Raw genomic sequence first — 20,274 nt, forward strand, 5'->3', positions numbered from 1 at the left:
ATACGGTCCACGACCATGTGGAAGAAGATCCTGCCCTACTGGGGCCTGATCGCGTTCGTCCTGGCGCTGACAGGCTGGCTGACCTCGGACTTCGGATTCAGCGGGATCGCGACGCTCTTCGCGTTGAGCCTGCTGTGGTTCCTCTTCCAGGCGCCCAATCCGTGCGGTGCCCCGATCCGAGCGGCGGGCGGGACCTGCCGCAACAACGCCAAAGGCATCCTGCGCGGCTGCCGCTTCCAGCAACACAAGTGGCAGCGCATGCGGACGTTCTTCGTGCGCCCGAGTCTTCGCAGTTGCGCGGCGCAACTCTTCGCCAACCCCGTGACGGGTCTCGCCAGCCTCGGAGGCATCGTTTCGCTGATCTCTACCGGGGCCACCACGACCCTCGCCCTGATCGGAAAGGGAGGGTCCTGATCCTCGCCCTCCGGCGCGGGAACCCAACCCCCCTCCCCTACCCCACCCCCTCCGGGCCCGGTCTGGTCGTCGGGTGGGTGTAGCTGGTGGCTGTGAAGGGGGTGAACCAGGCGTGGTAGGCCATGGGGAGGTCGGCTGGGGGGACGGGGGGTGCGTCCATGGCTCCGGTGTAGAGCCAGTCGGTGTTCTTGTCCTCGTAGACCGTGTCCGTGAACTTCTCCAGGGCGCCCGCGACGCCCGGGCTCAGCAGGCCCAGGGTTTCCAGGGTGACCTGGGTCTCGGTGAGGAGGAGGCGCAGGGCGAGTTCTTCGGCGACGCAGCTCAGGTGCTGGAAGCTGCCGTCGGTGAAACGGGTGGTCAGGGCGATCACCGTGACGAGGAAACGGCGGGCGAAGCGGGCGTCGTACTGGAGGGCATAACGTTCCGGCAGGTCCTCGAAGTGCCAGAGGGGGCCGTCGCAGTCGGCGGCGGTGGCGTTCTCCTGGGTCAGGGTGTGGACGTCCTGGAACAGCTCCTCCAGGAGGATGTTGGTCGCGAACACCAGGGCGCCCGCCGCGAGTCTCGCGTCCTGCTGGGAGGCCGGGGTGTCCGCCGCCCCGAAGGTCTCCGCCGGGAACGCCCGTAGCTCGTCGGCCAGCGACAGCATGTGCGCCTCGGTCGCCTTCGCCTTCAACTCCGGGTTGTCCAGGGGGCCTTCGGGGTCGCCGGTGGGGCGTCTGGCGTGGTGGGCCTTGCGGGCGGCCGGGTCGGTGGGCGGGGCGCCCGGGCCGTCGGCCGCGTCCAGGCTCTCCTGGACCTGCTTCGAGTGCAGCTCGACCTCGCAGCGGGCGACGCGCCAGTCGGTGAGCAGTTGGGAACGGTCGAGGAGTTCCGTCACCACCGAGCGCACCGCCTCCTCCGCGGACTCCAGGCGCGGCGCGTCCACGAACACCTTCAGGAGCGCGCCGGCCGGATGCACGGCCACGATCGAATCGAACAGGTCGGCTTCGAGGCCGTCGGGGCCCTCGACGACCTCGACCGCCTCGAAGCCGTCCTCGATGAGCGCCACGGCACCGGCGCGCTGAAGCGGGTCCATCTCCTGCGCGCCCTCCGGCAGGCAGATGTCCACGGTCACTACGTACGTCACAGGTCAGAGCCTGGCAGGTCACCCTGGTCCGACGGAAGAATTCACCTGATCCGGAACGGTGTCAGTTGTTCAGCTGTTCGATCTTTCGTCTGTTCCGTCGGTCGCCGGTTCGTCTGTATCCGTTGCTCGGGGGGCGTCTGTTGCGTCGGCCGCCGGGTCGTCTGTTGGGTCGGTCGGCGGGTCGGCGTTCAGTTGTTCCAGGTCTCGTCGTACGGGTCCGTCGGTGTCGGGATCGGGCGGGCGCCGGTGACCTCGACGTACGGGATCGGGCCGCCGTTCACCGGGTCCTTCGTGGTGCGCGGCGTGTACCTGCCCGACACCTCCAGCCAGGTGTCCGTCCGCAGTACCGGCGGGATCTTGCCGGTCAGCGCGATCTTCACCGGCTGGGCGTCGGCGGCGCAGCAGTTCAGGGCCATGCGGACCAGGTACGGCCGGCCCGTGTGGTCCAGGGCCACGAACCCGGTGATCTTCAGCGGGCGGCCCTCGATCGCCCGGCCGTGCCCGTAGACCGCCCGGGTCGCGTAGTCGACCAGCGAGAGGCGCAACGGGCCCTTCGCCGGGAGCGTGTCGTAGCCGTACGGCTGTTGCAGGGCCGTTCCCGTGCGCATCGCGCTGTAGGAGCCGAGGGCCGGGGGCGCCACCAGGATCAGCGCGAAGAGGGGGAGGGTCAGGAGCCAGGAGACGCGGGGTTCCCGATGGCGAACGTCGTCGTGCGCCGGGTCGGCCGCCCTCGCGGCGCGGTGTTCGTACCAGGCCGTGGCCAGCGCCGTCGCGATCAGGACCGTTCCGGACAGCAGGAGCAACGGGCGCAGGCCCGCCTTCACATAGCGGAGGTACAGATCCGTGACGCCCGCGTGCAGCAGGGCCGCGCCGGTGAGGAACAGGACGGCCGCCTGGGCCTGACGGTTCACAGCAGGAGCCTTCCGGTCAGGACCGCGCCCGCGATCGCCACCGCGAACGTCGCCGGCGCGAACCGCAGCGCGAAACCCCGGCCGAACGTCCCCGCCTGCATCGCGAACAGTTTCAGGTCGATCATCGGCCCCACCACCAGGAACGCCAGCTTCGCCGTCGGCGAGAACTCCGTCAGCGACGCCGCCACGAACGCGTCCGCCTCCGAGCAGATCGACAGCACCACCGCGAGCACGGCCAGCGCGAGCACCGCGACCGCCGGGTTCTCGGCGGCCGTCCGCAGCCAAGTCGCCGGGACCACCGCCTTCAACGTCGCCGCCGCCATCGCCCCGACGACCAGGAAACCGCCCGCGTGCATCACGTCGTGCCGCACCGAACCCCAGAACGCCGCGCCCCTGCCCGCGCCCTCGTGCGGTGAACGGCGTGGTGCGCGCAGCCAGTCGGTGCGGCCGAGGCGGTGCCACAGCCAGCCCATCGCGCACGCCACCAGGAGGCTCGCCGCGAACCGGGCCACCACCATCTCCGGGTCGCGCGGGAACGCCACCGCCGTCGCCGTCAGGACGACCGGGTTGATCGCCGGTGCGGACAGCAGGAACGCCAACGCCGCCGCCGGGGTCACGCCCCGGCGCACCAGCGCCCCGGCCACCGGCACCGACGCGCACTCGCAGCCCGGCAGCACCGCGCCCGCGAGCCCCGCCACCGGCACCGCGAGCGCCGGACGGCTCGGCAGCGCCCGCGCGAAGAACGACGCCGGTACGAACACCGCGATCGCCGCCGACAGCAGCACCCCCAGCACCAGGAACGGCAGCGCCTGCACCAGCACCGCCACGAACACCGTCATCCAGCTCTGCATCACCGGCGCGGACAACGCCCCGCGGATCGGGCCCTGGAGCAGCACGAGGGAGAGCAGCAGCACCGTCAGGATCAAGGGGGATCGTGACTCCGCGCCCGAACTCGCTTGTGGATGCGGGGAGTCAGGGGCTTCGGGGGGTTCGAGGGCTTCGGGGGGCTCTTGGTGGAGTGGCTGCTTCGTCGTCGGGGTGGGGGGCACGGGGCGGGGCACCTCCGGGTGGGCTTTCTCGCGGTTCGTCTGGCTTGCCTCCAGTACGTCGTTGCCGCGGGCTCGTCTCATCGCGACCGCTCCGGGGTGGAACCGCCCCCGCCCGTGCGGCAGTCTTTCCCCTCGTGGTGACCCTTCCGAATCAGATCGCGCCCGACGGCGACCCGTCCGGGCACATGGTCGTGTGCGGCGACGACGGGCTGGCCCACCGGCTCGCCACCGAACTGCGCACCGTCTACCGCGAACAGGTCACCCTCGTCGTCCCACCCGCCGAACGCGCCGTCCGGACCCCGGTCGTCGGCCGCGCCCGCGCGACCACCGCCGCGCTGCTCGACCGGGTCGTCAGCGCCGCCGTCAACCGGGCCGCCGCGAACGGCGGATCTGGGGGCAACGGCGGCAACGGCGCCGTTTCTCCGGGTGAGTTGACCGGTGCCCATGGGGAACGGGTGCTGGAGGCGTCCGAGTTGACCGAGGGCGTCCTCTCCGAAGCGGGCGTCGAGCGGGCCGCCGCACTCGCCCTCGTCTACGAGGACGACGAGACCACCATCCGCGCCGCCCTCACCGCCCGCCGCCTCAACCCACGGCTGCGCCTCGTCCTGCGGCTCTACAACCGCCGGTTGGGCCAGCACATCGAGGAACTCCTCAACCAGGCAGCCCAGTTGGCCACCGGCGCTTCGACGAACAACGCCGACGACGTCTTCACCACCGTCCTGTCCGACGCCGACACCGCCGCGCCCGCGCTGGCCGCCACCGCCGTCGCCGGGACCAGCAAGGTCGTGCAGACCGACGGGCTGCTGCTGCGTGCCGTCGAACGGCAGCCGTCGGAGCCCGGCGGTGTCGTCGACCCCGGCCGGGGCATCCTGGCGCTGCTGGCCCCCGCCGACGGTGCCGATCCCAACGCCGACCAGGCGCCGACGCTGCTGCCCGACGCGGCGACCGTGCGGGACGCGGTCGGCCGGGGGGCCGTCGTACTGGAGCAGGTCTCCTACGCCGGGCCCGCGTTGCCGTCGCCCCGGGTGGCCTCGGTGCCGCCGTTCGCCTCGCTGTTCTCGCGGCGGCTGCGGTGGTCGCTGGCCGGGGTCGTGGGGTGCGTCGTCGCGCTCGCCGTCTCGCTGTCGCTGGTCACGGAGATGGGGCCACTGAGCGCCTTCTATCTGACCCTGCTCGACCTCTTCGGGATCGACGACCCCGCCATCGGTGACTCCCTCGGCCGCCAGATCCTCCAACTCCTCTCCGGGCTCATGGGGTTGCTGCTGCTGCCGGTGCTGCTCGCGGCGGTCCTGGAGGCGCTCGGCACCTTCCGGACCGCGTCCGCCCTGCGCAAGCCGCCCCGCGGGCTCGGGGGGCACGTCGTGCTGCTCGGGCTCGGGAAGATCGGCACCCGCGTCCTGACCCGGCTGCGCGAACTCCACATCCCCGTCGTGTGCGTCGAGTCCGACCCCGAGGCGCGCGGACTCGCCACCGCACGGCGGCTGCGGGTGCCCGTCGTCCTCGGCGACGTCACCCAGGAAGGCGTCCTGGAGGCCGCGAAGATCCATCGGGCGCACGCGCTGCTCGCGGTGACCAGTTCCGACACCACGAACCTGGAGGCCGTGCTCTACGGGCGGTCCGTCCGGCCCGACCTGCGGGTCGTCCTGCGGCTGTACGACGACGACTTCGCCACCGCCGTCTACCGGACCCTGCGGGCTGCCCACCCCCTCGCCGTCACCCGTAGCCGCAGCGTCACGCACCTCGCGGCGCCCGCGTTCGCCGGGGCGATGACCGGGCGGCAGATCCTCGGGGCGATTCCTGTCGAGCGGCGGGTGCTGCTGTTCGCCGCGGTGCGGGTGGGTGGGCATCCGCAGTTGGAGGGGAAGACCGTCGGGGAGGCGTTCCGGGCGGGGGCGTGGCGTGTGCTTGCCCTTGACACCGGGGGTTCCGTCGGGGGGCGGAGGGATGGGGAGGACGGGTCCTCCCGGGACCCCGGTGAGGGGGTGGGCGGGGAGGCGCCCTCCGGGGGGAGGTGGGTGTGGGATCTGCCCGATACGTATGTCCTGCGGGACACGGACCGGGTGGTTCTCGCCGCCACTCGGTGGGGGTTGGCGGAGTTGGCCTCCCCAGGGGGCGTCGCCCCCCGACCCCCACGCCAGCCCTGACCTTGGCCTGGCCGGCCGACGGTGCCCGGCGTTCCCCACCTAGGCACAAGCCCCTGGGGGCTCCGCCCCCAGCCCCCCCCCATCGGCCTGAACGGCCTCGTCCTCAAACGCCGGACGGGCTGGTTGTGGCCGGACCCGCCCTATGTCCTCCCCTCGGACGGGCTGGATGTAGCCGGCCCGCGTCACCCGCCGACGCACAAGACCCTGCTGCCTCGCCCAGAGAGACGAAAATCCTCACCTCACCCCAAGAACCTCTCCGCGAACTCGATCTCCAATCGGACCTGCTTGATGCGCTCGTCGACCACCAGGGAGCCGTGGCCCGCGTCGTAGCGGTAGACCTCGTGGATGGCGTCTCTGGCCTGGAGGCGGTCTACGTAGTTCTCGATCTGGCGGATGGGGCAGCGGGGGTCGTTGACGCCGGCGGAGATGTAGACGGGGGCCTTGACCTGGTCGACGTAGGTGAGGGGGGAGGAGGCCTTGAAGCGGTCCGGGACTTCTTCCGGGGTGCCGCCCAGGAGGGTGCGGTCCATGGCCTTCAGGGCCTCCATCTCGTCGTGGTACGCCGTGACGTAGTCCGCGACCGGGACCACCGCGATGCCCAGCGCCCACGCGTCCGGCTGGACGCCGATGCCGAGGAGGGTGAGGTAGCCGCCCCAGGAGCCGCCCGTGAGGATGAGGCGCTCGGGGTCCGCGAGGCCCGAGGTGACCGCCCATGCCCGGACCGCCTCGATGTCCTCCAGCTCGATCAGGCCGACCCGGTGCTTCAGGGCGTCGGTCCAGGCGCGGCCGTAGCCCGTGGAGCCCCGGTAGTTGACGCGGACGACCGCGTAGCCGTGGTCGACCCAGGCCGCCGGGCCGGCCGCGAAGGAGTCGCTGTCGTGCCAGGTCGGGCCGCCGTGGATGTCGAACACCGTCGGCAGGGGGCCCGTGGCGCCCGCCGGTTTCTGGACCAGGGCGTGGATGCGGCCGCCGGGACCCTGAACCCACACGTCCTCCACCGGCACCGAACCCGGCGACTTCATCCCCGGCGGATCGAGGACCACCTCACCCGTCGTCGAGCGCACCGCCGACGGCTCGGCCGACGACGACCAGAGGTACTCGACGCTGCCGTCGGGGCGGGCCGTCGCGCCGGACACCGTGCCCGGCGGGGTCACGATCCGCTCCGGGCGGCCGTTCTTCAGGTCGTAGCGGAACATCTCGCTGCGGGCCTCGAAGCCGTGCACGATCAGCAGGCCCGAGCCGTCCGGGTACCACTCCGCGCTCACGTCACCCGGCAGCTCCAGCGCCAGGTCCGTCTGCTCCCCCGTCGCCACGTCCCACACCAGCGGCTCCCAACGCCCCCGGCGCTGATGCCCGATGAGCAGCCGGGTGTCCCCGTCGACCGGCGCGAAGCCGAGGACCTCCAGGCCCAGCTCCTCCGTGCCGCCCGCGGTGTCGTCCAGGTCGGCGACCGCGGTGCCGTCGGGACGCAGGACGCGCAGCGCCGAGTGCATCGCGTCGCCGTGCTCGGTGTGCTCGATGGCGATCAGCGTGCCGTCGTGGGAGAGGTCGCCGACGCCCGCCGACTCGCGGTGCCGGTAGATCTCCACCGGCTCCTCGCCCTCCCGCGCGAGATGGATCGTCGTTCCGTCCTCGTCCGTGGAACGGCCGACGACCGCGGTGCGGCCGTCCCTGCCGAGCGCCACGCCCGCCGGGTAGGAGGCCTCAAGCCCCGGTGCCGCGAGCGTGTCCGCGCCGCCGGTGAACGGCTGGCGGCGCCAGACGCCGAACTCGTCGCCGTCCTTGTCGTCGAACCACCAGATCCACGCGCCGTCCGGGGACAGCAGGCCGTCCGTCGTGCCGTTGGGCCGGTCGGTCACCTGGCGCTGCTCACCCGTCGCCCGGTCCCAGGCGTACAGCTCATAGGTGCCCGTCGCGTTCGACACGAACAGGGCGTGGTCCGGCGCGTCCTGCGCCCAGTCCGGCAGCGACACCCTGGGCGCCCTGAACCGGCGCTCCCAGTCCGGTACCGCCTCGCCCTGCCGGTCCCGCTGTCCCTGCTGGTCGTGCTCCGATGCGGCCGGGCCGTTGCTCTCAGTCATGGAGCCATCTTGCCCCTCCGCACCGACAATGCGCGGGCCAGGTCCTCAGCCTGTGGATAACTTCTACCCGACCCTTACCGGATCGGTCGGCAGTTCGAATTTCGCCCGCCCCGGAGCCTGTCGGGGCGGGCCTCCTCGCCCACCCCGCCAGGGTCCGGCTTCCCCGCGCCCCGTACCTTGGGGGGCGTGTACCGGTTTCTGCTGACACCGCGCTGGTGGGGTATCAACGTCTTCGTGCTGCTCGCCATCCCCGTCTGCGTCTTCATGGGGTCCTGGCAGCTGAGCCGGTTCGAGGACCGGGTGCAGGCCCACGAGGTCCAGGACACCCGCGCCGCCGAGGCCGGGAAGGAACCCGCCCGGCCGTTGCACGACCTGCTCCCCGTCGACCAGGCCACCTCCGGACAGAACGCCACCGCCTCCGGCCGCTACGGCAGGCAACTCCTCGTCCCCGGCCGGGAACTGGACGGGCGCAAGGGCTTCTACGTCCTGACCCTGCTGCGGACCGGCAGCGGCCGCGCGCTGCCCGTCGTGCGCGGCTGGCTGCCCGGTACCGCCGATGCCGCGAAGGCCCCGGCCGCCCCGACCGGCGAGGTCACCGTCACCGGCGCCCTCCAGGCCTCCGAGACACCCGGCGACGACGGGGTGAGCGCGGCCGGTGGCCTCCCGGCCGGGCAGACGGCGGCGATCAGTTCGGGTTCGCTGGTCAACCTCGTGCCGTACCGCGTGTACGACGCCTGGATCACCCTCGACAAGGCCGACTCCGGCATGACCGCCGTTCCCGCGAAGGCCCCGCAGAACACCGGGCTCGACCTCAAGGCGTTCCAGAACCTCGGTTACACCGGCGAGTGGTTCGTGTTCGCCGGGTTCGTGGTCTTCATGTGGTTCCGGCTGCTCCGCCGCGAGGTCGAGTTCATCAAGGACGCCGAGTTGGGGCTCACGGGGGAGACCGACGGGCCTCATGGGCCTCATGGGCCTGGGGGGCGGGCGGCGGACTCCGGTGCAGGTTCCGGTGCGGATGCCGACGTTCCGGCCGGTCGCTCCGTCTAGGCGCGTCCTCGTTCAGGACCCGTTCGGGGTGTTTGAGGAGCTGAACCGCCGCCTATAGGTGGCCGCGTGCTCAGGTTCCCGTCAGCAGGCCCGTGTAGTACACCGTTCCGGCGCAGGCGTTGGACACCGTCGCCGATACCGTCGGGGAGCCCGTCACGGCCGTGTGGGTGATGACAACGCTGCCATCAGCCGTGCCTTCCTCGGTGAGGAGTTGGCTGGTCACGCCGCTGCTGTCGGTGCTTCCCGTGGCCGAACCCGAGCTGCTGCTCGCGGCCTCCGTCGGGGTCGGGGTGGCCGTGGCGCCGCCGGTGTCGGTGCCGCCGTCGCCGCCCCCTGTGGTCGGGCAGGTCTCCGAGGGCACCCACGCGAACCTGACGGCGTACGCGTCACCCGGCCGCAGGACCACGCTCGCCACGTCGGCCGCCGGGTCGGGCAGGGCGCTCGCGGCGTCCCCGGCGACATGGCGGGCGGTGGTGATCTTGGTGGCGTCGGCCGCGCCCTGGGCGAGGGCGCCGATGCCGCCCGCCGCGTCGACACCGCACGGGGTGCCGGAGACGTTGTAGACGCGGAACGTGCCGTAGACGGCGCCGGTCGCGTCGGGCTGGTCGGTGTTCTCGGTGGCCGAGCCGAGCTGGGCGGCGGTGCACAGGCCGGCGCTCGCCGCGCTGGCCGAGGGGTCGCCGCCCGCGCTGCTGCCCTGGCCCGCGCCGCTCGTCTTGCCCTTGTCTCCGCTGTCGCCGCCGGTGTCGCCCTTGTCCTGGACCTTGCCGGAGGCCGAGCCGTCGGAGCCGGTGGCGCCGCTGTCGTCCTTGCTGGCCCCCGCGCCGCCCTGGGCCTGCGAGGCCTGGCCCGCGACCGACGGGTTGACGTCGGAGCCGGTGGCGTTCGAGACGTGCACGAGGGCCGGGATCGCGGTGCCGACGAAGAGCGCGGCGGCGGCCATGCCGACGGCGGCGTGCCGCTTGCGGGCCCGGCGGGCGGGCACCGCGCGGCGCAGGTGGTCGAGGGTGCCGTCGGCGGGCTCGACCGTGCGGACCGCCTGGTGCAGCATCCTGCGCAGGGCCAGCTCGTCCGAGTCGAGCCCTTCGGGGCGCTGTTCGCCCTGGCCGTCGTTCACAGTTCCGTTCCCAGCGTGCGATGGGGCGTCGTGGTGGTCGTGGCTGTCGCCGGGGTCGCCGTCCTGGCTGCCGTCGGCGGGCCTGGGGGTCCGGCTCATGCCGGGGCCTCCATGGCTATCCGCAGGGCGGCTATGCCCCGGGAACCGTACGCCTTGACCGAGCCCAGCGAGACGCCGAGGGTCTCGGCGACCTGGGCCTCCGTCATGTCCGCGAAGTAGCGCAGCACGAGGACCTCGCGCTGGCGGCGTTGCAGCCCCTTCATCGCCTGGATCAGGGAGTCCCGTTCCAGCAGGTCGTAGGCGCCTTCCTCGGCGCTCGCCATGTCCGGCATCGGCTTGGACAGCAGCTTCAGGCCGAGAATGCGGCGGCGCAGCGCGCTGCGGGAGAGGTTGACGACCGTCTGGCGCAGATAAGCCAGGGTCTTCTCCGGGTCGCGGACGCGTTTACGCGCCGAATGCACGCGGATGAACGCCTCTTGGACGACGTCCTCGCAGGACGCGGTGTCGTCGAGGAGGAGCGCGGCGAGACCGAGCAGCGAGCGGTAGTGCGCGCGGTAGGTCTCGGTGAGGTGGTCGACGGTGGTGCCGACCGCGACGGTCTCGTCGGCGCCGTCACGCTGGCCGGGGATGCGGGCGGGCCGCGCTGCGGGCATGGGCGCGATCACCGGCATGCCGCCGGGCGGACCGGGCACGCGGGACCGGAGGGGCAGCCGCGGCGGCCGCAGGGCCGTGCCGCGTGTGCCCGCTGGAAAATCGAGAACCTCAGCCACGCCAGTTGGACACGCTTCCCCCCATGAGGGTTGTACGTGCCACGCGTCACCTTTGCTCCGTGTGTGCGGTGCCGCCGTCTTCCGTCGGGCAGCACCACCGACCGTGCGTCGAACGCCCTCATGCCCCACCCGTTCTTCCCCTGTGTATGAGACCCGAGGCGTCCCCACGCCTCGTACCGCACATCCCCGCACCCCCCGTGAAGGGTGTTCGCAAGGACGCTCCTCGTCCTCCGCGCGGTTGCGGCGGACGGGAACGGAAATTTTCGGCCACCCGGGAGACCCTCACCCGTGGTCCGGCACGGCGAACGGCTCCCCGGTGTCCGCCCGTACCACGGACCCGCCCCCGCAATGGATCAGTGGATCGCCCACTTCACATAGATCCTACAAATGATCGCATGTACGACCAGGGCAATATCGGCGGGCCTCGATGCTTCTCCGCCGGGTCCGCTCCGGTCGCCGCCGGGTGCCGGTCGGCCGCTCAGGCGGACTCGGCCGCCACCAGCTCCGCGATCTGGGCGGTGTTGAGGGCGGCGCCCTTGCGGAGGTTGTCGCCGCAGACGAACAGGTCGAGCGCGGTGGGGTCGTCGAGGGCGCGGCGGACCCGGCCGACCCAGGTGGGGTCGGTGCCGACCACGTCGGCGGGGGTGGGGAACTCCCCGGCGGCCGGGTTGTCGAAGAGCACGACGCCGGGGGCGGTGGCGAGGATCTCGCGGGCCGCGACGACGGTGACCTCGCCCTCGAAGCGGGCGTGCACGGTCAGGGAGTGCGTGGTGACGACCGGGACCCGCACGCAGGTGACGGCGACGGGCAGCTGCGGCCGGCCGAGGATCTTGCGGGTCTCGTCCCGCAGCGCCATCTCCTCCGACGACCACCCGTCCGCCCGCAACGACCCGGCCCACGGAACGACGTTGAGGGCGACCGGTTCCGGAAAGGGCCCGGTGTCCGCGCCGACGGCCCGCCGCACGTCACCCGGGCAGGTGCCGAGGTCGGTGCCGGCGACCAGGGACAGTTGCCGGCGCAGGGTGTCGACGCCGTCCCGGCCCGCCCCGCTCACCGCCTGGTAGGAGGAGACGACCAGCTCCCGCACCCCGAACTCGGCGTGCAGCGCGCCCAGCGCGACGATCATCGACAGGGTCGTGCAGTGCGGGCTCGCGATGATGCCGCGCGGGCGGCGCCGCACCGCGTGCGGATTGACCTCGGGGACGACCAGCGGAACGTCCGGGTCCGCCCGGAAGGCGCCGGAGCTGTCGATCACGACCGCGCCGAGCGCGGCGGCGACCGGCGCCCACACGGCGGCGATCTCGTCGGGAACGGCGAAGAGGGCGACGTCGACGCCGTCGAACGCGGCCTCCGTCAGGGGCAGCACCTCGACCTGCTCACCGCGCAGGGCCAGCTTGCGGCCGGCCGAGCGCGGTGCGGCGAGGAGCCTGATCTCGCCCCAGATGTCGGCGTGCTGGGACAGAATCCCGAGCAGGACCGTGCCCACGGCCCCGGTCGAGCCCACGACCGCGAGCGTCGGCCGGGTGGTCGGCGCCGACCTCCCTGGCGTTCCCGGCATCAGCGTCCGGTGCCTCCGTAGACGACGGCCTCGTCGGAGTCGGAGTCGAGCCCGAAGGCGGTGTGGACGGCGCGGACGGCCTCGGTGACGTCGTCGGCGCGGGTGACGACCGAGATGCGGATCTCGGAGGTCGAGATCAGCTCGATGTTCACGCCGGCCTTGCTGAGCGCCTCGAAGAAGGTCGCGGTGACGCCCGGGTTGGTCTTCATGCCCGCGCCGACCAGGGAGATCTTGCCGATCTGGTCGTCGTAGCGCAGCGAGGTGAAGCCGATGCCCGAGCGGTTGCGCTCCAGGGCGTCGATGGCCTTGCGGCCCTCGGTCTTGGGCAGCGTGAACGAGATGTCGGTCAGCCCGGTGGACGCGGCCGAGACGTTCTGGACGACCATGTCGAGGTTGATCTCGGCGTTGGCGATGGTCCGGAAGATCGCGGCGGCCTCGCCCGGCTTGTCGGGCACGCCGACGACCGTGATCTTGGCCTCGGAGGTGTCGTGCGCGACACCGGAGATGATGGCCTGCTCCACCTTCTGGTCCCCTTGCTGGTCGGACTGGCTGCTGACCCACGTGCCCTGCAACCCGCTGAACGAGGAGCGGACGTGGATCGGGATGTTGTAGCGGCGGGCGTACTCCACACACCGGTGGAGCAGCACCTTGGAGCCGGAACTGGCCAGCTCCAGCATGTCCTCGAAGGAGATCCAGTCGATCTTCCGCGCCTTCTTCACCACGCGCGGGTCGGCGGTGAACACGCCGTCGACGTCGGTGTAGATCTCGCAGACCTCGGCGTCGAGGGCGGCGGCCAGGGCGACGGCGGTGGTGTCGCTGCCGCCGCGGCCGAGGGTGGTGATGTCCTTCTTGTCCTGGCTGACGCCCTGGAACCCGGCGACGATCGCGATGTTGCCCTCGTCGAGCGCGGTGCGGATGCGCCCCGGCGTGACGTCGATGATGCGGGCTTTGTTGTGGACCGAGTCGGTGATCACGCCCGCCTGGCTGCCGGTGAACGACTGGGCCTCGTGGCCCAGGTTCTTGATCGCCATCGCCAGCAGGGCCATGGAGATCCGCTCCCCGGCGGTCAGCAGCATGTCGAACTCACGCCCGGCAGGCATCGGTGACACCTGCTCGGCGAGATCGATCAGCTCGTCCGTCGTGTCGCCCATCGCGGAAACGATGACAACCACCTGGTTGCCGTTCTTCTTCGCTTCCACGATCCGCTTGGCGACCCGCTTGATGCCCTCGGCATCGGCTACGGAGGAGCCTCCGTACTTCTGCACGACAAGGCCCACGTGCGCTCCTCGCTCAGTCCCGTTTATGTCGGCTCAGTTTACCGAGCGCCCGGAATCACCCTCTGTGCTGCCACATGGTGAGACCCGGCCCGCTCGCCGTGAAACCTGCCCGACACGAACGCCACCACTCCGAAAAGTGGGCCACCTCACTCCGGCCGCCCCCGACCGCCACGGACTCCGCCGACCGGCCCTGCTGACCGGCCCCGGGTGGCCGGCCCCTGCTGACCGCTACTTCACCGGGCGCAGCCCGAGCGGTCCCGCGATCTCCTGGGCCATGACCTGGCCGGCCTCGTCCTCCAGGGTCTCGTCGGTGATGCTCTGGTCGGTGTCCAGGCCGTCCAGCTCCGCGAGCGGCTGGTCGAGCCGGATGTGGGCCAGGATCGAGTGCAGGGCGCGCAGGCTCGCGGACGCGGTGGAGCCCCAGTTGGAGAAGTAGGAGAACTGCCACCACCACAGCGCCTCGGTGACCCGGCCCGCGCGGTAGTGGGCCATGCCGTGCCGCAGGTCGGCGATGACGTCGGCGAGGTCGTCGGAGATCCGGGCCGGCACGGGCGCCCGGCGCGGCTCGTAGGGGTCGAAGACCTCGCTGTAGACGTCGATGGGCTCCAGCAGCCGCGCGAGGTTCTCGCGCAGCTCGTCGACGTCCTGCTCGGGGCCCAGATCGGGTTCGTAGCGCTCGTCGGGGAGGATGTCCTCGTGGGCGCCGAGGCGGCCTCCGGCCAGCAGCAGCTGGGAGACCTCCAGGAGGAGGAAGGGCACCGCGGAACCGGGCTCGTCGCCCTTGGCGACCTCCGTCACCGCCACCAGGAAACTCTCGACCTGGTCGGCGATCTGGACCGCGAAGTCGTCCGGGTCCCGCGTCGTGGCGTGCAGCGTGGCGTCAGACATCTAGGAGTCGTCTCCCCTCGAAGGCGCGGCCGAGGGTCACCTCGTCCGCGTATTCCAGGTCGCCACCCACCGGGAGGCCGCTGGCCAGGCGGGTGACCCTGAGGCCCATGGGCTTGATCATGCGGGCGAGGTACGTCGCTGTCGCCTCGCCCTCCAGATTCGGGTCCGTGGCCAGGATCAGCTCCGTGACCGAACCGTCGGCCAACCGCGCGAGAAGTTCTCGTATCCGCAGGTCGTCGGGGCCGACGCCGTCGATGGGGCTGATCGCGCCGCCGAGCACGTGGTACCGGCCCCGGAACTCACGCGTCCGCTCGATCGCGACGACGTCCTTCGGCTCCTCGACCACACAGATCACCGTACGGTCGCGGCGCGGGTCGCGGCAGATGGCGCAGTGCTCCTCCTGCGCGACGTTGCCGCAGGTCGCGCAGAACCGGACCTTCGCCTTGACCTCGGTCAGGGCGTGCGCGAGCCGCCGGACGTCGGTGGGCTCGGCCTGGAGGATGTGGAAGGCGATCCGCTGCGCGCTCTTGGGACCGACGCCGGGCAGCCGCCCCAGTTCGTCGATGAGGTCCTGGACCACGCCTTCGTACAACGGACTGCCGCCCTTCCTGGGGGTTCCTTACGGTACGTACGGTAGTTGCCCGCGGCCCGACTAGAAAGCAGAGCGGGCTGAGAAGAAAGGCCGCCTTTCTCAGAAAGACGGCCCCTCACGCTCGCTCTCCCGCGCTGCCACCCGGGGCAGGCCCCGCCCTCAGAAGGGCAGGCCGGGGATTCCGCTGCCGCCGCCGAGCCCCTGCGCGAGCGGGCCGAGCTTCTCCTGCTGGAGGGCGTGGGCGTTGTCGTTGGCCGCCTGGACCGCCGCGACGACCAGGTCGGCGAGGGTCTCGGTGTCGTCCGGGTCGACCGCCTTCGGGTCGATCTTCAGGGCGCGCAGCTCACCGGAGCCGTTGACGGTCGCCGTGACCAGGCCGCCGCCGGCCTGTCCGTCGACCTCGGTCTGCGCCAGTTCGTCCTGCGCGCGCGCCAGGTCCTGCTGCATCTTCTGAGCCTGCTGCAACAGCTGCTGCATGTTGGGCTGGCCACCACCGGGGATCACGATCTCGGCTCCTTGGTCGGTACGAGTCGGTACGTCTTCGCCGCTCGCCACGAGCCTACGTGCTCCGCGCGGGCATCGCCCCGGCACTCTTTCGAGTGAGCCGGGGCTCGCGCCTATACCTGATCAAGGCCCTCTTCCGGGCGGAAAGGCCGCCAAAGTGACCCGTGCGCCACTCTCCCGGCGGTAGGAAGGTTCCGGCACAGCGAGATTATGTGTCACCGACGGTGACCGATCAGGGGCGGTCGATCAGGTCGATCAGTTCAGTAGGGAGTGCCGGGTGGGCCAGCCGGAGATGCAGCCCGAGGGACCGCCACACCAGGGCGGACGGGACGAGGGCGCGGCCGGACCGCGACCGGGCGATCTGGCCGGGCGGGCGTTCCCGCTCGGTGACTGGGGCGAGCCGGCCGACCGGCTGCACGAGCTGTACCGGTGGGTGGAGCACGGCGCGCTGGAGACGGCGTCCTGGTACCTGGCGGACCGGGTGTGGAAACGGCGCGGTGCGCGGGCGCTGCGGGCCGGGGCGGCGGCGGGTGCGGCGGCGGGGGCCGCGCTGCCGCTCCTCGACCTGACCGGGCTGCTCGACGGCGCCGCCCCCTGGGGCTATCTGGCGCTGCTCGCGTCGGTGACGTGCGTGGCCGTGGACCGGTGCTTCGGGGTGACGTCGGGCTGGATGCGGGACGTGGCGACGGCGCAGGCGGTGCAGCGCCGGTTGCAGGTGCTCCAGTTCGACTGGGCCTCGGAGAGCGTGCGGGAGGTGCTGGGGCCGACCGACGGCACGGCGAGCGAGGCGGCCGAACGGTGCCTCGCGGTGCTGCGCCGTTTCTCCGACGACGTGACGGAGCTGGTGCGCACGGAGACCGCCGACTGGATGGTGGAGTTCCGCACCGGCCCGGCGCCCATGGGCATCCAGCTGGCGCTGGCCCCGGGACCCCGGGGCCAGGAGGTCAACGGCGCCCACCACCGCTTCCCGATGCCCCCGCCGGCCCGCCCGAACATGCCCCGCCAACGCCCGCCCGAACCCCGCTGACCCCTCCCGGCCCGGCCGTCAGGCCTGCGGTGCGGGGAAGGCGACGGGGCTGCGCAGGCCGGCCCGGTTGACCGCCCGCACCCCGAAGAAGACGTTGTCCTTCGACAGGTCGGCCTCGTACGCCGTGACATCTCCGGCGTCGACGACATGCGTCCACTCCGGGGCGGTGGTCTCGCGCCAGACGACCTCGTAGCCCGCGAGGTCGGGTTCGGTGCCCCGGGTCCAAGTGAGGCGGGTGGCGTTGGTGAGGCCGGAGGTGACGATGGTGGCGGCGCGCGGGGTGCCGGGGGCCTGGGCGAGGGTCCACAGGGCGGCCGCGTTGACCCGGGCGACCCGGGTGACGAAGCCGAAGTCGCAGAACTCCGGCAGGTCCCCGTACTGCTTGCCCTCCGCGTCGACGCGCACGTCCTGGTGCTGGTGGGCGAAGTCCTCGGCGGGCTCGGTGAACCGGGCGGCCGGGTAGGCGCGTTCGAGGAACGGGATGTGGTCGCCGCCGCGCAGATACCGGTCGCGCCGGTGAACGACCCGGACGTGCATGCCGGTGGCGTCGTTGTCGGCGACGTCCCTGACGAAGCGGGCCAGTTGGCGGGTGACGGAGTCGTTCTCGCCGCCCACCGACCGGCGTACGGCGGCCTGTTCGGGGGTCTCCGAGGTCGGCACGCCCTCCGCGAAGAGCCGGATCGTGAACGGGTCCTTCGTGCCGTCGTCGGCGGTGGAGCTGCCGACGATGTCGTTGGTGAACATCCCCTGCACATCGGCCCCGGCATCCTTCAACTGCTGGGCCAGATAAGCCGATCCGTACAGTCCCTGTTCCTCCCCCGCGACCGCCGCGAACACGATCGTCGCCGCCGGGCGGCGCCGGGCCATGACCCGGGCGAGTTCCAGGACGACGGCGACCCCGGAGGCGTCGTCGTCGGCGCCGGGCGCGTCGGAGGTGGCGTCCATGACGTCCGAGGCGCGGGAGTCGTAGTGCCCGGAGACGACGTAGACCCGCTCCGGCGTGACCGAACCCCGCAGCGTGGCAACGACGTTGGTGATCCGGGTGGCCGTCGGGACCCGGCTCGCGGGCTCCTGGACGTAGGACTGCGACGCGGCCGTCATCCGCCCGCCGGACGCCTGCGCGTACGACCGCAGTTCGGCCAGGAGCCAGTCGCGGGCGGCGCCGATGCCCCGCGCCGGGTCGTCCTGCGCGGAGAGGGTGTGCCGGGTCCCGAAGGAGACGAGGGTGCGGACCGTCGCCTCGATCCGCGCGGGGTCGATCTCCCGTAGCAGGGAACGGAGTTCACGCGACGGACGCTGCGCGGTGGCCGGGGGCCGGTCACCGGACGCGGGCGCCGCGTGGGCCGTGCCGGTCGCGGTGGCGCCGAGGGCCGCGCCGGCCGCCGTCGCGGAAAGGACCGTTCTCCTGCTGGGCCGCATGTGTCCTCCCGGGGCCGCCGACACGCCGACCCCGCCATGGTCATCGACCCGCGCCCGCCCGGCAAGGGCGCCTGACCCCAACGGCTGTACGGCACCGGCGAGTTGACGTCAGCGCCGGGTGTAGGTGAGCGACTCGCCGGTGGCGGGGTTCACTCGCTCCAGGGCGCCGTCCGGCAGCAGCTGGAGATAGGTGGGGTCACCCGGCGAGCAGGCGCCCTTCGTCCCCGACGTCACGGTGGACGGGCCGATGGTCAACGGGCGCCGCGCCTGCGGCCGTTGGGTGAGCACCGCCTTGAACACGCACCGGTACGCACCCCCGTTCCCGGGCCCCTCCGCGACGAGCGAGAGAACGGCGTCGCCCACCTTCCCCTGCTTCAACGTGAGCGTCCGGGTGCTCTTGCCGAACGCGTTGGTGAGCGTCGTCCGCCAGGTCCCGAGGTACCCGGAGGGCACGGCACCGCCGGACCCTGCGGGGGCGTGGGTGGAGGTGGACGCGGTGGGCCTGCCGCCGGCTGTCCCGCCACCGCCGTTGAGCAGGGCGTACACCGAGCCACCGGCGCCGACCACGACGACGAGGGCGACGGCGAGCAGCGCGGCGGTGGAACGCCCGTCGCGCCTCGGGGGGTCGGGCGGGGCGCCGAGGGGGGTGGGGCCGGTGTACGGGGAGTCGTAGGGCGGGGCGGTGCCGGGCGGGCCGAAGCCGTGCGGGTAGCCGTAACCGTAGCCAAAGGTGTTCGCGGGGGTGAGAGGGTCTTGCGGTTGTTCTGGGGGGTAACTGAAGCCGTTCACGGGGGCGGGGGCCGGGGCGGGGGCGGGGGTTAGAGGGTGTTGCGGTTGTTGCGGGGTGTAGCCGTGGCCGTTTGCGGGTGTTGCGGGAGTGAGAGGGTCTCGCGGCTGTTCCGGGGTATCGCCGTGGCCGTTTGTGGGTGTTGCGGGGGTTAGAGGGTCTCGCGGTTTTGAGTACTCCGCGGGGTGGTTGGAGCCGTTCGCGGAAGTTAGAGGGTGTTGCGATTGTTGGGGGTGCTGCTGGGGGGACCCGTAGGCGGGGTGGGCGTCGGCGGGGCCGTGCTCGGGCGGCACCTCGTTCGTCGCCGGTGTCTCCCCCGGCCCACGTGCCCCGCTGCCCTCTCCCTCCGCTGCGGCCTCCCCGCCCGCTGAGAACTCGCGGCCCTCTGAGGCCCGGGCCCCCGCTGAGGCCTCGGCCCCCTCCGGGATGTCGGCCTCGCCCGGGGTGGCGCCCTCCCCCGGGGTGCCAGGCTCCCCCGGCTCCTGTCGGCGCTCCTGCTCCTGCTGCCCCTTCTGCCCCTGCTGCTGCTCCTGCTCCTGCTCCTGTTGCTGCTCCTGCGTTGGTGGGGTTTCTGTTGCGAGTAAGTCGATGGCGTGGCGGCCCAGTTGGGCGATGAGGGGGGTGGGGAGCCAGGGGGCGTGGAGGGGCTGGGTGTCGTCGGCGCCTGCGAGGTCGAGGACGGTGTCGAGGGGTGGCCGGGTGGCCGGGTCCTTGTCGAGGCAGGCGTGGATGAGGTCGGCGAGGCCGTCGGGGACGCCGGTGAGGTCGGGTTCCTCCTGGGCGATGCGGAACATCACGGCGTGCACGCCGCTGCTGACCGTGCCGAACGGCAGCCGCCCGGTCGCCGCGTAGACCAGCACCGAGCCGAGGCAGAAGATGTCGCACGCGGGGGTGATCCGGTCGCCGCGCACCTGTTCCGGCGCCATGAAGCCGGGCGAGCCGACGAGGGCGCCGGTGCGGGTGAGGCCGCTGTCGGCCACCGTCTCCAGGGCGCGGGCGAGGCCGAAGTCGATGACGCGGGGGCCGTCGAGGGTGACCAGGACGTTGGACGGCTTGAGGTCGCGGTGGACGATCCCGGCCGCGTGGATGTCCTGGAGGGCGCGGGCGAGCCCGGCGGCGAGGACGCGCACCGAGTGCTCCGGGAGGGGCCCGTGGTCGTGGCCGACGACCTGCTGGAGGCTCGGTCCCGGGACGTACCCGGTGGCCACCCACGGCACCGGCGCCTCCGTGTCGGCGTCCAGGACGGGCGCCGTCCAGTCGCCGCCGACCTGCCGGGCGGCCCGCACCTCCTGCCGGAAGCGGGCGCGGAACTCCTCCTGGGCGGCGAGTTCGGGCCGCACCAGTTTCACGGCGACCGTGCGGCCGCGGTCGTTGCGGGCCAGGTAGACCCGCCCCATGCCACCGGCACCGAGCCGCGCCAGCAGCCGGTACCCGCCGATCCGGGATGCGTCCCCGGCCCCCAGCTGGTCCATCGCACACCCTCCCCCGCACAGCCCCGTACAACAGATCCACGATAGTGCGGCCCGCGGGGCGGCGGCCCGGCCCGTGTCTACGGTTGGGTAA

At 72.4% G+C, this 20,274-nt stretch carries 17 protein-coding genes; 4 read left to right on the top strand and 13 right to left on the bottom strand.

The window, feature by feature from the left end; translation table 11 throughout:
• Nucleotides 1-15: 15 nt before the first annotated feature.
• The gene (locus ACIQOU_RS08380) at nt 16-414 is read left to right on the top strand and encodes a hypothetical protein (RefSeq protein ID WP_401535114.1); all 399 of its coding nucleotides are present in this window, start codon (nt 16-18) and stop codon (nt 412-414) included.
• A 37-nt stretch (nt 415-451) separates the two neighbouring features.
• On the opposite strand, the gene ACIQOU_RS08385 is transcribed toward ACIQOU_RS08380, so the two are convergent.
• The 3 genes from ACIQOU_RS08385 to ACIQOU_RS08395 all read right to left on the bottom strand — a co-directional run bounded on the left by ACIQOU_RS08385 (nt 452) and on the right by ACIQOU_RS08395 (nt 3,512).
• The gene (locus ACIQOU_RS08385; RefSeq protein ID WP_401535116.1) at nt 452-1,540 is read right to left on the bottom strand and encodes a hypothetical protein; all 1,089 of its coding nucleotides are present in this window, start codon (nt 1,538-1,540) and stop codon (nt 452-454) included.
• 188 nt (nt 1,541-1,728) lie between these two features.
• Nucleotides 1,729-2,451 carry a TIGR03943 family putative permease subunit gene (locus ACIQOU_RS08390; protein ID WP_401535118.1) on the bottom strand — a complete coding sequence of 241 codons (723 nt, stop codon included), beginning with the start codon at nt 2,449-2,451 and terminating at the stop codon, nt 1,729-1,731.
• Complete coding sequence (locus tag ACIQOU_RS08395) at nt 2,448-3,512, bottom strand: permease (protein ID WP_401535809.1); 1,065 nt, start codon at nt 3,510-3,512, stop codon at nt 2,448-2,450. The genes ACIQOU_RS08390 and ACIQOU_RS08395 overlap by 4 nt, the downstream gene beginning before the upstream one ends.
• A gap of 173 nt (nt 3,513-3,685) precedes the next feature.
• Here ACIQOU_RS08395 and ACIQOU_RS08400 point away from each other — a divergent pair, with 173 nt between their 5' ends.
• Nucleotides 3,686-5,644, top strand: a complete 1,959-nt coding sequence (locus ACIQOU_RS08400; RefSeq protein WP_401535810.1) for an NAD-binding protein — start codon at nt 3,686-3,688, stop codon at nt 5,642-5,644.
• A 239-nt stretch (nt 5,645-5,883) separates the two neighbouring features.
• Here the strand turns inward: ACIQOU_RS08400 and ACIQOU_RS08405 are convergent, their stop codons facing one another.
• The gene (locus tag ACIQOU_RS08405) at nt 5,884-7,725 is read right to left on the bottom strand and encodes a prolyl oligopeptidase family serine peptidase (RefSeq protein WP_401535120.1); all 1,842 of its coding nucleotides are present in this window, start codon (nt 7,723-7,725) and stop codon (nt 5,884-5,886) included.
• Nucleotides 7,726-7,911: 186 nt separating this feature from the next.
• Here ACIQOU_RS08405 and ACIQOU_RS08410 point away from each other — a divergent pair, with 186 nt between their 5' ends.
• Nucleotides 7,912-8,772: an SURF1 family protein gene (locus tag ACIQOU_RS08410; protein WP_401535123.1), complete on the top strand. Its 861-nt coding sequence runs from the start codon at nt 7,912-7,914 to the stop codon at nt 8,770-8,772.
• 70 nt (nt 8,773-8,842) lie between these two features.
• Here ACIQOU_RS08410 and ACIQOU_RS08415 read toward each other — a convergent pair whose 3' ends face one another.
• From ACIQOU_RS08415 to ACIQOU_RS08445, 7 genes are all read right to left on the bottom strand, one after another.
• Nucleotides 8,843-9,988, bottom strand: coding sequence for a hypothetical protein (locus tag ACIQOU_RS08415; protein WP_401535126.1), 1,146 nt, complete (start codon nt 9,986-9,988; stop codon nt 8,843-8,845).
• Nucleotides 9,985-10,560 (bottom strand): SigE family RNA polymerase sigma factor, encoded by a 576-nt coding sequence (locus ACIQOU_RS08420; protein ID WP_401535811.1) that lies wholly within the window; start codon nt 10,558-10,560, stop codon nt 9,985-9,987. The genes ACIQOU_RS08415 and ACIQOU_RS08420 overlap by 4 nt, the downstream gene beginning before the upstream one ends.
• A 577-nt stretch (nt 10,561-11,137) precedes the next feature.
• The gene (locus ACIQOU_RS08425) at nt 11,138-12,217 is read right to left on the bottom strand and encodes an aspartate-semialdehyde dehydrogenase (RefSeq protein WP_401535129.1); all 1,080 of its coding nucleotides are present in this window, start codon (nt 12,215-12,217) and stop codon (nt 11,138-11,140) included.
• Nucleotides 12,217-13,494, bottom strand: a complete 1,278-nt coding sequence (locus ACIQOU_RS08430) for an aspartate kinase (RefSeq protein ID WP_401535131.1) — start codon at nt 13,492-13,494, stop codon at nt 12,217-12,219. The genes ACIQOU_RS08425 and ACIQOU_RS08430 overlap by 1 nt, the downstream gene beginning before the upstream one ends.
• A gap of 228 nt (nt 13,495-13,722) precedes the next feature.
• The gene (locus tag ACIQOU_RS08435; protein ID WP_401535134.1) at nt 13,723-14,382 is read right to left on the bottom strand and encodes a DUF5063 domain-containing protein; all 660 of its coding nucleotides are present in this window, start codon (nt 14,380-14,382) and stop codon (nt 13,723-13,725) included.
• Nucleotides 14,375-14,974, bottom strand: coding sequence for a recombination mediator RecR (gene recR, locus ACIQOU_RS08440; RefSeq protein WP_401535136.1), 600 nt, complete (start codon nt 14,972-14,974; stop codon nt 14,375-14,377). The genes ACIQOU_RS08435 and recR overlap by 8 nt, the downstream gene beginning before the upstream one ends.
• Before the next feature lie 159 nt (nt 14,975-15,133).
• Nucleotides 15,134-15,478, bottom strand: a complete 345-nt coding sequence (locus tag ACIQOU_RS08445) for a YbaB/EbfC family nucleoid-associated protein (RefSeq protein ID WP_401535138.1) — start codon at nt 15,476-15,478, stop codon at nt 15,134-15,136.
• 277 nt (nt 15,479-15,755) lie between these two features.
• Here ACIQOU_RS08445 and ACIQOU_RS08450 point away from each other — a divergent pair, with 277 nt between their 5' ends.
• The gene (locus ACIQOU_RS08450) at nt 15,756-16,505 is read left to right on the top strand and encodes an SLATT domain-containing protein (RefSeq protein WP_401535140.1); all 750 of its coding nucleotides are present in this window, start codon (nt 15,756-15,758) and stop codon (nt 16,503-16,505) included.
• An 18-nt stretch (nt 16,506-16,523) separates the two neighbouring features.
• Here ACIQOU_RS08450 and ACIQOU_RS08455 read toward each other — a convergent pair whose 3' ends face one another.
• Both ACIQOU_RS08455 and ACIQOU_RS08460 read right to left on the bottom strand, forming a co-directional pair.
• Nucleotides 16,524-17,924: a M20/M25/M40 family metallo-hydrolase gene (locus tag ACIQOU_RS08455; protein ID WP_401535142.1), complete on the bottom strand. Its 1,401-nt coding sequence runs from the start codon at nt 17,922-17,924 to the stop codon at nt 16,524-16,526.
• A gap of 108 nt (nt 17,925-18,032) precedes the next feature.
• Entirely contained in the window at nt 18,033-20,183 is a 2,151-nt protein-coding gene (locus tag ACIQOU_RS08460) for a protein kinase (RefSeq protein WP_401535144.1), read from the bottom strand.
• Nucleotides 20,184-20,274 lie beyond the last annotated feature (91 nt).

The organism is Streptomyces sp. NPDC091279, assembly GCF_044757465.1.
Lineage (GTDB): Bacteria > Actinomycetota > Actinomycetes > Streptomycetales > Streptomycetaceae > Streptomyces.

Coding starts and splice junctions, on each gene's coding strand:
- ACIQOU_RS08380 (WP_401535114.1), top strand. CDS start 16: ATGTGGAAGAAGATCCTGCCCTACTGGGGCCTGATCGCGTTCGTCCTG.
- ACIQOU_RS08400 (WP_401535810.1), top strand. CDS start 3,686: ATGGTCGTGTGCGGCGACGACGGGCTGGCCCACCGGCTCGCCACCGAA.
- ACIQOU_RS08405 (WP_401535120.1), bottom strand. CDS start 7,725: ATGACTGAGAGCAACGGCCCGGCCGCATCGGAGCACGACCAGCAGGGA.
- ACIQOU_RS08415 (WP_401535126.1), bottom strand. CDS start 9,988: ATGAGCCGGACCCCCAGGCCCGCCGACGGCAGCCAGGACGGCGACCCC.
- ACIQOU_RS08420 (WP_401535811.1), bottom strand. CDS start 10,560: ATGCCGGTGATCGCGCCCATGCCCGCAGCGCGGCCCGCCCGCATCCCC.
- ACIQOU_RS08425 (WP_401535129.1), bottom strand. CDS start 12,217: ATGCCGGGAACGCCAGGGAGGTCGGCGCCGACCACCCGGCCGACGCTC.
- ACIQOU_RS08435 (WP_401535134.1), bottom strand. CDS start 14,382: ATGTCTGACGCCACGCTGCACGCCACGACGCGGGACCCGGACGACTTC.
- ACIQOU_RS08455 (WP_401535142.1), bottom strand. CDS start 17,924: ATGCGGCCCAGCAGGAGAACGGTCCTTTCCGCGACGGCGGCCGGCGCG.
- ACIQOU_RS08460 (WP_401535144.1), bottom strand. CDS start 20,183: ATGGACCAGCTGGGGGCCGGGGACGCATCCCGGATCGGCGGGTACCGG.